The sequence below is a fragment of the Salana multivorans genome, assembly GCF_003751805.1.
Lineage (GTDB): Bacteria > Actinomycetota > Actinomycetes > Actinomycetales > Beutenbergiaceae > Salana > Salana multivorans.
This window is the reverse complement of the sequence record NZ_RKHQ01000001.1, coordinates 1,750,818-1,765,788: the sequence shown is the minus strand read 5'-3', so window position 1 is coordinate 1,765,788 and position 14,971 is coordinate 1,750,818. Positions and strand designations below refer to the sequence as shown.

Annotated in this window: 11 protein-coding genes; 3 read left to right on the top strand and 8 right to left on the bottom strand. The window is 72.8% G+C overall.

The window, feature by feature from the left end; genetic code table 11:
- Positions 1–25: 25 nt before the first annotated feature.
- Positions 26–1,669 (bottom strand): CotH kinase family protein, encoded by a 1,644-nt coding sequence (locus tag EDD28_RS07685; protein ID WP_148059568.1) that lies wholly within the window; start codon positions 1,667–1,669, stop codon positions 26–28.
- Between the two features lie 76 nt (positions 1,670–1,745).
- Between EDD28_RS07685 and EDD28_RS07680 the strand changes: the two genes are divergently transcribed.
- On the top strand, positions 1,746–2,423 hold the full coding sequence (locus tag EDD28_RS07680; protein ID WP_123739067.1) for an MBL fold metallo-hydrolase: 678 nt from the start codon (positions 1,746–1,748) through the stop codon (positions 2,421–2,423).
- 213 nt (positions 2,424–2,636) lie between these two features.
- The gene (locus tag EDD28_RS07675) at positions 2,637–3,065 is read left to right on the top strand and encodes a helix-turn-helix domain-containing protein (RefSeq protein ID WP_123739066.1); all 429 of its coding nucleotides are present in this window, start codon (positions 2,637–2,639) and stop codon (positions 3,063–3,065) included.
- 24 nt (positions 3,066–3,089) lie between these two features.
- Here the strand turns inward: EDD28_RS07675 and EDD28_RS07670 are convergent, their stop codons facing one another.
- The 4 genes from EDD28_RS07670 to EDD28_RS07655 form a co-directional block, all read right to left on the bottom strand.
- Complete coding sequence (locus EDD28_RS07670; protein WP_123739065.1) at positions 3,090–3,683, bottom strand: ClpP family protease; 594 nt, start codon at positions 3,681–3,683, stop codon at positions 3,090–3,092.
- A complete protein-coding gene (locus tag EDD28_RS07665) occupies positions 3,680–4,330 on the bottom strand; it encodes a ClpP family protease (protein ID WP_123739064.1) in 651 nt (216 codons plus the stop codon). Before EDD28_RS07665 ends, EDD28_RS07670 begins: the two co-directional genes overlap by 4 nt.
- A 138-nt stretch (positions 4,331–4,468) precedes the next feature.
- The gene (locus tag EDD28_RS07660; RefSeq protein WP_123739063.1) at positions 4,469–5,824 is read right to left on the bottom strand and encodes an MFS transporter; all 1,356 of its coding nucleotides are present in this window, start codon (positions 5,822–5,824) and stop codon (positions 4,469–4,471) included.
- 82 nt (positions 5,825–5,906) lie between these two features.
- The gene (locus EDD28_RS07655; RefSeq protein ID WP_123740000.1) at positions 5,907–7,157 is read right to left on the bottom strand and encodes a VIT1/CCC1 transporter family protein; all 1,251 of its coding nucleotides are present in this window, start codon (positions 7,155–7,157) and stop codon (positions 5,907–5,909) included.
- 150 nt (positions 7,158–7,307) lie between these two features.
- Between EDD28_RS07655 and EDD28_RS07650 the strand changes: the two genes are divergently transcribed.
- The gene (locus EDD28_RS07650; RefSeq protein ID WP_123739062.1) at positions 7,308–11,066 is read left to right on the top strand and encodes a TM0106 family RecB-like putative nuclease; all 3,759 of its coding nucleotides are present in this window, start codon (positions 7,308–7,310) and stop codon (positions 11,064–11,066) included.
- A gap of 144 nt (positions 11,067–11,210) precedes the next feature.
- On the opposite strand, the gene EDD28_RS07645 is transcribed toward EDD28_RS07650, so the two are convergent.
- The 3 genes from EDD28_RS07645 to EDD28_RS07635 form a co-directional block, all read right to left on the bottom strand.
- Positions 11,211–12,125: a carbohydrate ABC transporter permease gene (locus EDD28_RS07645; RefSeq protein ID WP_123739061.1), complete on the bottom strand. Its 915-nt coding sequence runs from the start codon at positions 12,123–12,125 to the stop codon at positions 11,211–11,213.
- The gene (locus EDD28_RS07640; RefSeq protein WP_123739060.1) at positions 12,122–13,111 is read right to left on the bottom strand and encodes a carbohydrate ABC transporter permease; all 990 of its coding nucleotides are present in this window, start codon (positions 13,109–13,111) and stop codon (positions 12,122–12,124) included. The genes EDD28_RS07645 and EDD28_RS07640 overlap by 4 nt, the downstream gene beginning before the upstream one ends.
- A 175-nt stretch (positions 13,112–13,286) precedes the next feature.
- A complete protein-coding gene (locus EDD28_RS07635; protein ID WP_123739059.1) occupies positions 13,287–14,717 on the bottom strand; it encodes an ABC transporter substrate-binding protein in 1,431 nt (476 codons plus the stop codon).
- Positions 14,718–14,971 lie beyond the last annotated feature (254 nt).

Genomic DNA, 14,971 nt, shown 5'->3' with positions numbered 1-14,971 from the left:
GCCGGATCTCAGGCGGCGCCGGATCTCAGGCGGCGCCGACGGCCGACGACGTCACGTCGCTCGTCCCAGCGGACTCGTCGGTGCCCGAGCCGTCGGCTCCGCCCGGGCTCGGCACGTCGCCGGGACGCTGACCGTCCTGCTGACGACCACCGCCGGCCATGCCCGAGGCCTCGGAGCTGCCGCGTCCGTCCTCGTAGGCGATGATCGCGTCGGCCTCGGACCGCAGCGTCTCCTCGGCGACGAGGCCCGACGGCGCCACGGCCGCGAACCAGGCCTCGACCGAGGCGGCGAGCACGCCGGAGTCGAGGAGCGAGGTCGTCAGCTCGGCCTTCTTCTCCTCGATGAGCGCCGACCACTCCTCGCTGCTCTCCATCGCGGTCGCGAGTGCGCTGCCACCGCCCATGCCGCCACCCGGTGCCGTGCCGCCGAAGCCCGTCCCGGGCGCCTCGCCGTCGACCCCGGTCGGAGGCTCGAAACCCTCGGGCGGCTGGACCCCGTCGGGAAGCTCGGCGCCGTCGGGAAGCTGCATGCCGCCCGGCGGCTCCATCCCGCCCGGTCGTCCACCCGCGGCGCCGTCGGGCCCGCCGGCGGCCCCGTCCGTCCCGTCGGCGCCGTCGGCGGCTCCGCCGGGCGCGCCGCCGGGGAAGCCACCGGCACCCCCCGCGCCTCCGCCCCCGAGCTGGACGCCGAACGCGCGGTCGTGGTCCCAGGCGACCACCGTGAACATCCGCGTCTCCGAGTCCCAGAACAGGTAGCCGTTGTTCCCCGGTCCGTCGATCGTGTCGAAGTTGCCCATCAGCTCCTCGAGGGCGAGATAGGTCGCGAACGAGTCGAGGTCCACCAGCTCGGGCAGCCGCTCGGCCAGCTCCTCCTCCGAGCCGTTCGCCAGGAGGTCGAGCAGCTCGGCCAGCGGCGCATAGTCGTCGGGCCCGGCCTTGACCTCGAACGACTCCGAGTAGTCCGCGTCGTCGCCCAGGTAGGACCAGCTCGCCGTCGACTCGATCTTGTAGAGCACCGAGTCCTCCCCGGCGTCGGGGAACTCGTCCGCCACCCACGCCTCGTCGAGGTTCTGGACCGTGAGGCGCAGGACCGCGTCGTCGCCGTTGACCGAGAACGCCGTCGCCACCGCCTTCTCCGTCGCGAGCCCGGCATCGGCCAGCAGGTCGAGCGCGACCGCCTCGTTGAAGGAGGACTCCGAGCCGTTCGGTCGCACGGCGAAGTCGGTGTAGCCGTCGAGACTCTGCCCGTCGACGTACTTGTCGAGCCGGATCCGCCACGGCAGCGACGTCGGGTCGGACTCGGCCGTCACGCCCTGGAGCGAGGAGTTGCCCTTGAGCTTGATGCCGACGTTCTCGAACGTCTGCCCGTCGATCGTCACGGTGGCGCTCGCCCAGTCCTTGGCCGAGGAGTCCTCGTACGTCGCGAGCAGCCCGGCGAGCACGTCGGGGTCGATCTCGACCTCGATCGTGTGCACGGAGCTCGCGTCCCAGACCGTGCCAGCGGTCGCGGCGGCGGCGGACGACGCGGAGGCGGCTTCCGTCTGGCCCGTCTGCTGGCCGACCGCGCAGCCGCCGAGGACGAGCGCGGCGGCGGTCACGGTGGCAGCGGCGCGGGCACCGATCCTGCCGCGCACGGGGAACCGGAAGGGTGAGGCGGGGGAAGGCGTCATGTCGACACTGTGAACACCACACCTTGGCCGGACGCCTGGGAGACCTGTGGACAGCCTGTGCGGGCATGCTGAGGTCATGGAGATCGAGCGCGTCGTCATCCCCGCCGCCGGTGACCCCGGCTTCACGAACAACGTCTGGATCGTCGGCGACCCGCGTGGCTCGGGCGGCGAGTGCGTCGTGATCGATGCCTCCCACGACGCCGACGCGATCGCCGAGGCCGTCGGGGACCGGACCGTCGTGGCGATCGTGCTCACCCACGGGCACGGCGACCACGTCGGTGCGGCGCCCCGGTTGCGCGACCTGACCGGCGCGCCCGTGCTGCTGCATCCCGCCGACCGCTTCCTCTGGGACGTCGCGCACCCGGACGCGACGCCCGACGGCGACCTCACCGACGGCCGCGACCTCACCGTCATCGCGGTCTCCGACGGCGTGGTCGAGGTGCGCCACACTCCCGGCCACACGCCGGGCGCGTGCGTCGCCGTCGTGTGGCCCGACCTGACGGACGACAGCGCGGAGCACGACGTCGTCGACGTCAACCCGCCGCTCGCCGTGCTGAGCGGCGACACCCTGTTCGAGGGCGGGCCGGGGGCGACGCGCTGGGACTACTCGAGCTTCCCCACGATCATCGCCTCGATCCGCGACCGCATCCTCACGCTGCCGCCCGCGACGCCCGTCCACCCCGGGCACGGCCCGAGCACGAGCGTCGGTCGCGAGGCCGCCGACGTCGAGGAGTGGATCGCCCGCGGCTGGTGAGGCGGGTGCCGTTCGGGAACCGTCCGCTCTCCGCGGATCGGACGCGACCTCATCCGGCGAGGTCCGGTGTCGCCGCAGGTGACGGCGGCGCAACGCTCGAGGCGAGGTGGTGGCCGGTGCGCGGATCCGCAGAGAGCGGACACCCTGCCCGCGTGCGCTCTGCTGTGAGCAGAGGGGCGGGCCGCGGGTCACCGGCGCTGGCTACCATCGCGTATGGCCGGAGCACCGCACGAGTCGACCGCCCCCAGCACGACGACCGCCGCACCGCGACGCGACCCGCGCCCCCTGCCGCTGTGGCGTCACCTGCTCGGTGAGGAGCTCCGGCGACGGCGACGGGAGCGCGGCGAGACCCTCGGCGACACGGCCGCCAGCGCCGGCATCTCACCGCAGTACCTGTCGGAGATCGAGCGCGGGGTCAAGGACCCGTCCTCCGAGATGATCGACGCGGTCGCGGGCGCCCTCGGCCTCTCGCTCGGCGACCTGGCCGGCTCGGTCGCGACGACCCTGCGCGAGGAGGACCGGCGACGCGACGCGGCCCGGCTCACTGCGACGCACCCCGACACGACGTACACGACGCGGCTGCGCGCCCGGACGCAGCAGGCGCCGTCGTCCTCCCCCGGCGCGTTCCTCCTCGCGGCCTAGCCTCGAGGACACCGGCGTCGCAGCTCACCGCTGCTCGATGACGTGGTCGAGCAGTCCGTACGACACCGCCTCGGCCGCGGTGAAGACCCGGTCGTGGTCGGTGTCCGCCCGGAGCCGCTCCACGTCCTGACCGGTGTGCCGGGCGAGGACCAGCTCGAGCTCGGCGCGGATCCGCACGGCCTCGTCGGCCTGGAGGATGAGGTCGGGGATCGTCCCGCGGCGGCCGGAGCTGCTCGGCTGGTGCAGGACGACGCGCGCGTGCGGGAGGGCCGATCTCCGGCCGGCCGTTCCCGAGGCCAGGAGCACGGCGCCGACGCCGACCGCCTGGCCGACGCACGTGGTCGCGACGTCGGAGCGGACGTACCGAATGGTGTCGTAGATCGCCAGCATCGCGCTGGGATCGCCGCCGTCGGAGTTGATGTAGACCTGGATCTCGGTGTCGGGGCTCGCGGACTCCAGGTGGAGCAGCTGCGCGATGACGGTGTTCGCGACACCCGCGTCGATCGCCGTGCCGAGGTAGATGATCCGCTCGGTCAGCAGGTGGGAGTAGACGTCCATGATCCGGTCGCCGCGCGGGTCGCGGGACAGGACGTTGGGGATCGTGTAGCTGCCGCTCATGCCACGTCACCGCCCCGCGCAGCCGCCGGCGCCGTTGACACCCCGAAGCCGGCCGTCCGACCGGTGACGGGCGGCACGACCTCGTCGAAGCTCGTCACGATCGCGTCGACGAAGCCGTACTCCCTCGCCTCCTGGGCCGTGTACCAGTGGTCGTGCAGGGAGTCCTCGTAGACCCTCTCGACCGGCTGGCCGGTGTCCTCGCTGGTCAGCCGCAGGACCGTGTCGCGGGTGTGCCGCAGGTCGTCGGCCTGGAGCTCGACGTCGACGGTCGAGCCGCCGATGCCGGCCGAGCCCTGGTGCATGAGGACGCGGGCGTGCGGCAGCGCCCGGCGCTTGCCCGGCGTGCCCGAGGTCAGGAGGAACTGCCCCGCGCTGTAGGCGATGCCGAGCGCGAGCGTCGAGACGTCGTTGGGGACGAGTCGGATGAGGTCGCGGATGGCCAGCATCGCGGGGACCGACCCGCCCGGTGAGTGGATCCACAGCGCGATGTCGCTCACCGGGTCTGCGGCGGCGAGCGCGACGAGCTGGGTGGCGAGCAGCGTTCCGTTGTCGTCGTCGAGGGGGCCGTCGAGCACCAGGACCCGGCGCTCGAACAGCTCGCGCCGGACGGACTCGGAGAACACGGGAGGGGAGGAGGTCTCGCTCATGTGGCGATCCTGACGCCGGGTCGCCGGGCGAGCAGGTCCACGCTGCCCAGGGCGGAGCGGCTGTCAGCAGCGGGGGTGTTCCCGGCACCCCGCGGGTCGTCGCCGCGGGCCGTCCTCGCGGGTCGTCGGGGCGAGCCGTCAGGGCGTCGGGTGCCGCGCGTCGTAGCGCAGGAAGCCCCGCTGCCAGGCCGCGAGCGCGAGCACGATCGCGACGCAGGCGAGCCCGCCGCCGAACGCCGTCAGCGCCTCGCCGAACCGCTCGGCCGAACCGCCGAGCACGAGGTCGCCGAGCCGCGGCCCACCGGTGACGACGACGATGAAGATCCCCTGCAGCCGCCCGCGCAGGTGGTCCGGCGTCGCGGCCTGGAGCACGGTCTGGCGGAACACGGCGGAGATCGCGTCGCACGCACCGGCACCCACGAGGCACAGCCCGCCGACGACGAGCCCCCACACCACGACCCCCGGCCGCTCGCCCGAGGACCGCCCGAGCAGGAGCAGCACGATGCCGAACGCGCTCGTGCACAGGCCGAACGCCACGATGGCCACGACGATCGCGACGCCCTGCCGACGCACCCGCGTAAGGCCGCCGGAGAACGCGCTGGCCAGCAGCGAGCCGATCGCGATGGCGGCGGTGAGCTGCCCGGCCGTCGTCTCGCCGCCCCCGATGAGGACGGCACCGACCGCGGGGAAGAGCACGCGCGGCATCGCCGTCACCATGGCGACGATGTCGAGCACGAACGTCATCCGGATGTTCGGCCGGTCGGCGAGGAACCGGAACCCCTCCCACACCGCCCGGAACCCGACCCGCCGGCTGGGCTCGTCGGCCGCGTCGGCGACCTCACTCACGTCACCCGCGTCACCGGCGTCGTTCGTGTGGTGCCCGACGGTGGCCCGCTCGGGCGGCATCGGCGGCAGTCGGACCAGCGCGTAGAGCGCGAACATGAACAGGGCGAGGTCGACCGTGTAGGTCCAGCCGTAGCCGACGAACGCCGCGAGGAAGCCGCCGAGCATCGGTCCGACCGTGAGCGCGATCGACCCCGTCATCGTCCCGAGCGCGTTCGCCGCCGGCAGCAGGTCGTTCCCGACGAGCCGCGGGATGATCGCCATCCGCACGGGCGCCGACATCGAGGCCCCCGCCGCCGTGACGGCCGCGAGCACGTAGAGGACGACCGTCGAGGTGAGCCCGAGGATCGAGTGCAGCACGAGACCGCCGGTGCCGACGACGGTGACGCCCGCCGCGGCCAGCGCGACCTTCTTCCGGTCGAACGCGTCGGCGAGCGCGCCGCCGTACAGGCCGAGCAGGATCGTCGGGACGAGGGCGAAGATCCCGAGCAGCCCGACCGCGAACGTCGAGCCGGTGAGGTGGTAGACCTCCAGCCCGACGGCCATGACCGTGACCTGCGCGCCGATCTGGGAGAGCCCGAGCCCCCACCACAGCCGCGCGTACGCCGGCGACGCCCGCAGCGGGCGGGTGTCGACGAGCAATCGGGGCACCCCAGCACGCTAGTTCAGCCGCGGGCGGGATCGCTCCGTCGTCTCGCGATTCCGCTGACCGAGACCGCGGGCCGCCGCGTCGTCAGGTGACGGTCGTCCCGAAGGCGAGGCCGAGCAGGTAGGTGACGGCGGCGGCACCCCAGCCGATCGCGAGCTGACGCAGGCCGCGGCGCAGCGGCGGACCGCCGGAGAGGATGCCGACGATCCCGCCCGTCACGAGCAGCGCGACACCGACCAGCCCGGCGGCGAGGAACACCGCCGGCAGTCCCGACATGCCGAACAGGTAGGGCAGCACCGGGATGATCGCCCCGGCAGCGAACAGGCCGAAGCTGGAGAACGCCGCGGTCCACGGCGAGCCGATCTCCTCGTACTCACCGGTGAGGTGACGCGGCTGGACCGCGTCGGGCCGGTAGTTGCGGATCGAGCGCTCGGCGTGGATGCGGGCGTCCTGCGGCGACTCGCCGCGCGCGCGGTAGACGAGGGCGAGCTCGTTGTCGTCGATGTCGAGGTGGGGGTACATCGTGCGGGCGAGCGGGTCGGGGGTCGACGCCTCGAGCAGCTCGCGCTGGGACCGGACGCTCACGTACTCGCCCGCACCCATCGAGAGCGCGCCGGCCAGGAGGCCGGCCAGACCGGTGACGAGGACGACGCCGGGGGCGACCCCCGTCGCACCGATCCCGAGGACGAGAGCGAGGTTGGAGACGAGACCGTCGTTCATCCCGAAGACGGCGGCGCGGAAGCCGCCCGACATCGAGGCCCGCCCGCGGGCCGCCAGCGTCCGGACGACCTCGGCGTGGATGCGCTCGTCCGCGACCATCTGGGGCGTGGCGTCACGCTCGGTCGCGTACTCCGACCGGGTCTCGGCGCGCTGGACCAGGGCGAGGACGAAGACGGAGCCGAACCGGCGGGCGAACCAGCCGAGGACGCGGGTGCGGATCGGCAGACGGGTGGGCTTGGCGCCCGCGGGCCCGAGGAGGTCGAGCCAGTGCCGCTCGTGCCGCTTCTCGGCCTCGGCGAGCGCGAGGAGGATGTCGCGCTCCTCGCCCTCGCGGCGGCTGGCGAGGTCGCGGTAGACCGCCGCCTCGGCGCGCTCGGCGGTGAGGTAGCCGCGCCAGCGCCGGACGTCGGCGGACGACGCGGCCGTCCGCAGCCCCTCGGCGCTCGGGTTGGGGGTGGGGTCGGGCAGGTTCGGGGAGTCCGGGACGTGCTCGGGGACGCGGCGGGGGCTCGCGGTACTCGCCGCGGCCAGCGGGTCGGGGGCACCGTTCGTGCTGGGGGCGCCGGTGAGTTCCTCCGGAGTCGGGGAACCCGCGCCCGGCTCTGGGGAGGTCATGTCGGCCAGCATGACTGCCCAAACCGGTGAAAAGCAACGTATAGGGCCGCCGAACTCGACCATGAGTGCAGGCAAAGACGTCGGGGGCGACGACGGGCGCCGTCCACAGGGGCTCGGGCCGATGTCGGTGTCCGGGGATACCGTGCTCACGTGTTCCTCCTCGACCCCGCCGACGTCGCGTCGCCGATCGTCTACTCGCCGACGGACATCGAGTCCGCGCGGTGCCCCTACCTGCTGCTGCGCACGCTCGACGCCAAGCTCGGTCGCGCCCCGGAGCTCCAGGAGCCGGACGACCCGATGATGCGCCGCGCGGCCCGGCTCGGGGAGGCGCACGAGGAGCGGGTGCTCGCGGCGTACGTCGAGCGGTTCGGGCTGCACGTCCCCGGGGCGCCGGGCGGCGTCGCCGTCATCGGTCAGGCGTCCGCGCCGGTCGACGGGGAGACGGACGACGAGCGCCGGCGCCGCTACCGGGACGGCCTCGGCACCGACCGCGAGGAGACGATCGCGGCGCTGCGCGACGGCGCGGACGTGGTGTTCCAGGCGACGTTCTTCGACGGGCGCCTGTCCGGGCGCGCCGACTTCCTCGTCCGCGAGGACGTCGCGGGGAGCGACGACGCGACCCCGCGATACCGGTGGCAGGTGGTCGACACGAAGCTCACCGAGCGTTCGCGCGCCTCGGCCCTCCTGCAGCTCGCGGCGTACGCCGACCAGCTCCTCGCGCTCGGCTTCGAGGTCGCGCCCGAGGTGGTCATCCACCACGGCTCGGGCACCCGGACGGGTCACCGGCTCGCCGACCTCATCGAGGTGTTCCGCGCGGAGCGCGTCGCGGTGGAGGCCCTGCTCGACGCGCACCAGGGGCTGGCGGGGCCGGCGTCGTGGGCCGAGTGGGGCGACCCGCTCGGCGAGCCGGCCGAGCTGGCCGTCCTCGCCGAGCTGTCCTCCGGCGTCGAGGTGCTGCGACGCGCGTGCGGCCGGTGCGCCGCCTGCCGGCCGGAGGTGGAGCTGACGCGGGACGTCGCGCTCGTCCACGGCATCCGCACGCTGACGCGCACGCGCCTGTGGGCCGAGGGCGTCCGCACGATCGACGACCTCGCCACGCTCACGCGCCCCCTGCCGACGCTCAAGCCGGCGGTGCAGGAGCGGCTCGTCCGCCAGGCGCGGCTGCAGCGCGGCCAGCTCGCGCGCGAGGCGCTGACCCAGGCCAACGGCGAGCGCGCCGGGGCGCCCGGAACGCTCGTCGAGCACGAGGTGATCGACGCCCACCTCCTCTCGCTCCTGCCCGCACCGAGCGAGGGCGACCTGTTCTTCGACTTCGAGGGCGATCCCCTGTGGACGGAGTCGGGTGCGATCGAGGGCGGCCTGGAGTACCTGTTCGGGCTCGTCGACGCCCGCGAGGACTACCTCGCGTTCTGGGCGCACGACCGCGCCGCCGAGAAGCAGGCGCTCGAGGACTTCCTCGCCTACTTGCGCGAACGCCGTCGCGCCCACCCCGACCTGCACGTCTACCACTTCGCCGCCTATGAGCCCCAAGCGCTGACGCGGCTGGCCGAGCGGCACGACGTGGGTCGCGGGGAGGTCGCGGCGCTCCTGCGGGACGGCGTCTTCGTCGATCTCTACCCCGTCGTCCGGCACACGCTCGCGATCTCCCAGCCCTCCTACGGGCTCAAGTCGCTCGAGCCGCTCTACCTCGGGACGCGCGACGCCGACGGTCTCGCCGACGGCGCGGCCTCGACCGAGGTCTATGCCGCCGCGTGCGCGGCCCGGGCGGCCGGAACGCCCGACGAGGCGGCGCGCGCCGACGAGCTCCTCGGACGGATCGAGGAGTACAACCGGCTCGACTGCGTCTCGACCAAGCGACTCCTGGAGTGGCTGCGCTCGCTCGCCCCCGCGGCCGGACGGCGTGCGCCCGCGCTGTCCTCGCTCGTGGAGGAGGACGACGTGGACGGGACGCCGCGCACCTTCCCGTTCCCGCTCCGGCGCACGACGCGGCACCTCGCCTGGCAGCTCGCCACGGCGGCCGGGCCCGCGCCGCGCGACGCCGACCACGAGGCCCTCGCACTCCTCGGCGCCGCGCTCGAGTACCACCAGCGCGAGGAGCTGCCCTACTGGCGCGCGCACGGCGAGCGGCTCGCCTTCCCCGTCGACTACTGGGCCGACCAGCGCGACGTCCTGACGCTCGACGGCGGCGCGGCCGCGGGCGACCCAGCCCTCGACGGCGGCGTGGCCCCGGGTGGCCCGGCCCGGGGGACGACGGCGGGTCCGTGGGAGCCCCGGCGGACGCGTTTCGCGCGTGAGCTGCGCGTGCGCGGAACCCTCGGGGCGGGCACGACGCCGGAGAGCTGGGGCGACATCGTCCTGCTCTACCGCGCTCAGGACGTGCCGGGGATCGCACCCGAGGCCGGCGCCCTCCACCTCACGACGACCGCGCGCGCCACGGAGGCGTCGACGGACGGGGACGTGGCGACGCTGGTGCTGGAGGAGTCGGCCCCGGCCGCGTTCGTCGCGCGGGTCGGTGACGCGCTGCCGGTCGCGGTCGTCCCGGGCGCGCCCATCCCGACGACGAACATCCACCGGGCGATCGTGTCGCTGGCGGAGCGGGTGGCCGAGGCCAGGGGCGAGCTCGGGCCGGACGCGGGGCTCGATCTGCTGCGTCGGGCGCTGCCGCGGCTGTCGGCAGCGTCGGGCCTGACGGAGCTGCCCGTCGCCGACCCGGCCGACCCCGTCCCGGCGATCACCGCGGCGACGGCGGCCCTCGACCGCTCGGTGCTCGCCGTCCAGGGTCCGCCGGGGACGGGCAAGACGTACGTCGGCGCCCGCGTCATCGGCGCGCTCGTGCGGGAGCACGGGTGGCGCGTCGGCGTCGTCGCCCAGTCGCACGCCGTCGTCGAGCACCTGCTCGACGAGATCGTCACAGGCGCCGGCGTGCCCCCGGAGCGCGTGGCGAAGTACGTGCGCGGGGAGCCCGAGCGCGCCTGGACGGTGCTGCGGCAGGGCGAGCAGGCGGCGTTCCTCGAGCGCTACCGCGACGGCTGCGTGCTCGGCGGGACGCTCTGGGACCTGACCAACCGCCGCCGGGTCGGCGAGAAGCAGCTCGACCTCCTCGTCGTCGACGAGGCCGGCCAGCTCGCCCTGGCAAACGCGGTCGCGGCCTCGACCTCGGCGCTGCGCCTGCTGCTCCTCGGCGACCCGCAGCAGCTCCCGCAGGTGACGCAGGGCGTGCACGCCGAGCCGGTCGACAGCTCGGCGCTGGAGTGGGTGGCTGGCGGGTCGCGCACGCTGCCGGCGGACCGCGGGTACTTCCTCGAGCGGTCCTGGCGGATGCACTCGGCGCTCACCCGGGCCGTGTCGGAGCTGTCCTACGACGGGCGGCTCGGCTCGGCGCCGGTCACGGACACGCGCTCGCTCGCGGGGCTCGCGCCCGGGGTGCACTCGATCGTGCTCGACCACCACGGCAACGCGACAGCCTCGCCCGAGGAGGCGGCCGAGGTCGTGCGCGTCGTGCGGGACCTGCTCGGGCGCGCGTGGACGGACCCCGCCTCCCCCGCCGGGTCACGCGAGCGACCGCTCGGGCAGGACGACGTGCTCGTCGTCGCGCCGTACAACGCCCAGGTGTCGCTCGTGCGCTCGATGCTCGACGCGGCGCGCCTCGACGCGGTCCGCGTGGGGACGGTCGACCGGTTCCAGGGGCAGGAGGCGGTCGTCGCCGTCGTGACGCTCGCGGCCTCCTCGGGCGCGGAGGTGGCGCGCGGGCTCGGCTTCCTCCTCGACCGGAACCGGCTCAACGTCGCCGTCTCGCGTGCCCAGTGGGCGGCCGTGGTGATCCGCGCCCACGGCCTGACGGACGTGCTGCCCGTCGACGGGCAGGCCCTCGCGGATCTGGGTGGCTTCCAGCGCATCGTCGGCCCCTGACGCCGGCCTCGTTCCCGGCGCGCTCCGACCTGGAGCTCCCGGCAGGCCCTCGCCGTCCGACCGCCCCACCCCGAGACGCGGGACGACCCCCGTGCAGCTAGGGCACGGGGGTCGTCTCGGACCGCGCGGGGTCGCGCTCGGCGACTACCCCTTGACGGAACCCGCGAGGAGACCGCGCACGAAGTAGCGCTGCAGCGCGATGAACACGACGATCGGGACGATCATCGAGATGAACGCGCCCGCGGTGAGCAGGTGCCACTGCCCCCCGCGCGAGCCGGCGAGCTCGGCGATCGCCACCGTGATCGGCCGCGACTCCGTGTTGGTGAACGTGAGCCCGACGAGCAGGTCGTTCCACACCCACAGGAACTGGAAGATCCCGAACGACGCGATCGCCGGGACCAGCAGCGGCAGGAGTACCTGGAAGAAGATCTTCACGTGCCCGGCGCCGTCCACCCGCGCGGCCTCGACGAGCGCCGGCGGGATGTCCTTCATGAAGTTGTGCAGCAGGAAGATCGCCAGCGGCAGCCCGAACATGGCGTGGGAGATCCACACCGTCCAGAAGGACCCGCCGATCCCCGCCTGGTTGTAGGCCTTGAGCAGCGGGACGAGCGCCACCTGGATCGGCACGACCTGGAGCGCGAAGATCGCGACGAACAGGACGTTGCGCCCGGGGAACTCGATCCACGCGAACGCGTAGGCCGCGAGCAGCGCGATGGCGATCGGGATGAGCACCGCCGGCAGCGTGATGACGATCGAGTTGATGAAGAACTTGCCGAGGCCACCGGACCCGGACAGGGCCGCCTCGTAGTTGTCCAGCGTGAACGGCCCGGTCAGCCCGAGCCACCAGCCCGAGCGGGAGAGCTCGACCTGTGGCCGGAAGGACGTGACGAGCAGGCCGAACGACGGCACCGTCCACAGGATCGCGATGACGATCGCGATCCCGGACGCCCACGGCGACGACAGCCTCGACGCGGCCGACTCGGCGCGCTCGCCGACCGCCGCCCCGCGCCGACGCCGGCCGCCGCTACGCAGCGGCTCCACGACTGCAGACTCGCTCATCGGATCTCCTCCACCTTGCGCATCTGCCCGACGTTGTAGATGACGATCGGGATGACGAGAACGAACAGGATGACGGCGAGCGCGGCCGCGAGGCCCTGGTTGGCCTGCCGGAACTGCTGTGTGTAGAACTCGTTCGCGACCACGGAGGTCCCGAACTGCCCACCGGTCATCGTGCGGACGACGTCGAAGACCTTGAGCGTGCCCATGGCGATCGTCGTGATGACGACGACGAGGGCCGGCCGGATCGACGGGACCGTGATGTAGCGGAACATGCCGATGCCCTTGAGGCCGTCGAGCCGAGCCGCCTCGATGATGTCGTCCGGGATCGCCTTGATCGACGCGGACAGCACCGTCATCGCGAACCCGGTCTGGATCCAGATCATCACGACGATGAGGAAGAACGTGTTCCACGGCTGCGTCGAGAGGAACTGCTGCGGCTCGCCGCCGAGCCACACGATGACCTGGTTGAGCAGGCCCGTCTGCTTGACGCCGGGCTGGTTCGGCTTGAACTCGTAGACGAACTTCCAGATGATCGACGCGCCGACCATCGAGATCGCCATCGGCAGGAAGACGAGCGCCTTGGCGAGCTTCTCGAACCGGGTGCGGTCGACCAGGACGGCGTAGATCAGGCCGATCACCGTCGCGATGATCGGGACGAGGATGACCCACAGCGCGGTGTTGCGCAGGACGAGCTGAAGGTCGGACGTGCCGAACGTCTGCGCGTAGTTGTCGAGGCCGACCCAGGTGCGGCCGGTCTTGTCCTTGAACGAGTTGATGACGGTCAGGATGCCGGGGTAGACGAGCCCGACGGTGACGAGGATGAGCGCCGGACCCGCGAACGCGGCGGCGACGAGCCAGCCGGGGATGCGCTTGGGTCGATCGACGAGGAACAGAATGAGACCCATCACGACGACGAACGCCACGATGGCCAAGGCCATCACGAGGAGCTTTCCGCCGGTCGTGCTGGGGGTGAGCAACCAGTCCATCAGGACCCCCTTCTGACGACGGGCAACGATGCCCGCCGTCGCGGTTGAGAGATCGGGTCGTGGGTGACGCGAGCGGCTCGACGCGGCGACCCGCACGCCGCAGCCGCGTAGCGGCGGGGGCCCACCCGATGCCTCGGGTGGACCCCCGCACTGCTGTGAGGCGCTGGCGGGCCGATCAGCCCTTCGGCCAGGACGCCTCGATCGCGTCGACGACCTGCTGCGTCGACTGGCCGGTGAACCAGTTCACCATGCCCGTCCAGAACGTCCCCGCGCCCACCTCGCCGGGCATGAGGTCGGAGCCGTCGAACTCGAGCACCGTGTTCGGGTCGGCCAGGACCTCCCACGCCAGCTTGTCGAACTCGGAGGCCAGGTTGTCCGGGTCGAGGCCGTTGTTGGCGCTCACCCAGCCGCCGCCCGGCGTCGCGATGGCCTTCTGGTTGGCCCAGTCGGCCGAGGACAGGTAGGTCTGGAAGGCCTGGACCTCGGGACGGTCGTTGAAGGCGGCGACGAACTCGGCGCCACCGAGGACCGGCTTGATGTCCGTCTGGTCGGTCGGCAGGTAGAACGCCCACACGTCGCCGTCCGGCGCGACGACGGTGCCCTCGGGCCACTGCGTCGCGTAGAAGTTGGCGGCGCGGTGCATCCAGCACGCCTGGTCGAGGATGCCGTAGCCGGCCGTCGTCCACGACGTCGTGGCGATCGAGTCGACCCCACCGAGGCCCGCGTTGACGAAGTCGGGGTTCTGGAGGATCTCACCGGCGGTGTCGAACGCCTTGACGATCTGCGGGTCGTTGAACGGGATCTCGTGCGTGTACCACTGGCGGTAGACGTCCGGGCCCGCCGTGCGGAGCACGACGTCCTCGATCCAGTCCGTCGCCGGCCAGCCGGTCGCGTCACCGGACTCGATGCCGGCGCACCACGGCATGGCCGTGCCGTCGGTCTTGGCCTTGTCCGCGATCGTCTGCGAGAGCGTGATCATGTCGGTCCAGGTCTCGGGGACCTCGTAGCCCGCGTCCGCGAACATCGAGGGCGAGTACCAGACGAACGACTTGGCGTTGGCGCCGAGCGGTGCGGCGTAGAACGTGCCGTCGACCGTGCCGTAGCCCTTCCACGCCTCGGCGAAGAACTCGTCGACGTTCTTCGAGGTCGCGTCGGGCGCCGGGACGAGCGCGTCCGGGTACGTCGTCACGATCGTGTTGAGGAGACCGGGCTGCGGCAGGTACGCGATGTCCGGCGCCGTGCCGGCCTGGATGCGGACCAGGAGCTGCGCCTCGAACTCGCGGGACCCCTCGTAGTCGACCGTGACGCCGGTGCAGTCCTCGAACGGCTTGTAGGACTCGATCTGCTGGTCCGACTCCGGCTCGACGATCGACGTGTACACCGAGACGGACGTGCCGTCGAGGTCGCCGAACTCGTCGAACACGGAGCAGTCGATGGCGGACTCGGCGGTACCGCCACCGTCCGTGCCGTCGCTGCCACCGGTGGTCGAGTCGCCACCTCCGCCGCCGTTGTCGGTGCCGCAGGCACCAAGGACGAGCGCGAGCGCGCCGACGGCCGCAAGGGCTGCCCCGCGCCGCGCACGCGAGCGGGAAACCGATGTGGTCATGAATTACCTCCACGACTATGGGGATGACGTCGGAGTCCAGAAACCCTGGCCCCGACAGCTGCTCGGTGAGGAGCGCTGAGGGCTATATAGCCCATAGTCGACGCGCGTCCGCAACCGCCGAATCGATTCGACGACCATCACAGTTTGGTCACGGAGTGAGGGCTGTTGCAGTCCTGAACTGGTGGTTTGCCGCGCTATGCCTGCTGGATGGTCGCTGGACGCGGGGATTGATCGAGGTCTTGTTGCAGGGTCGG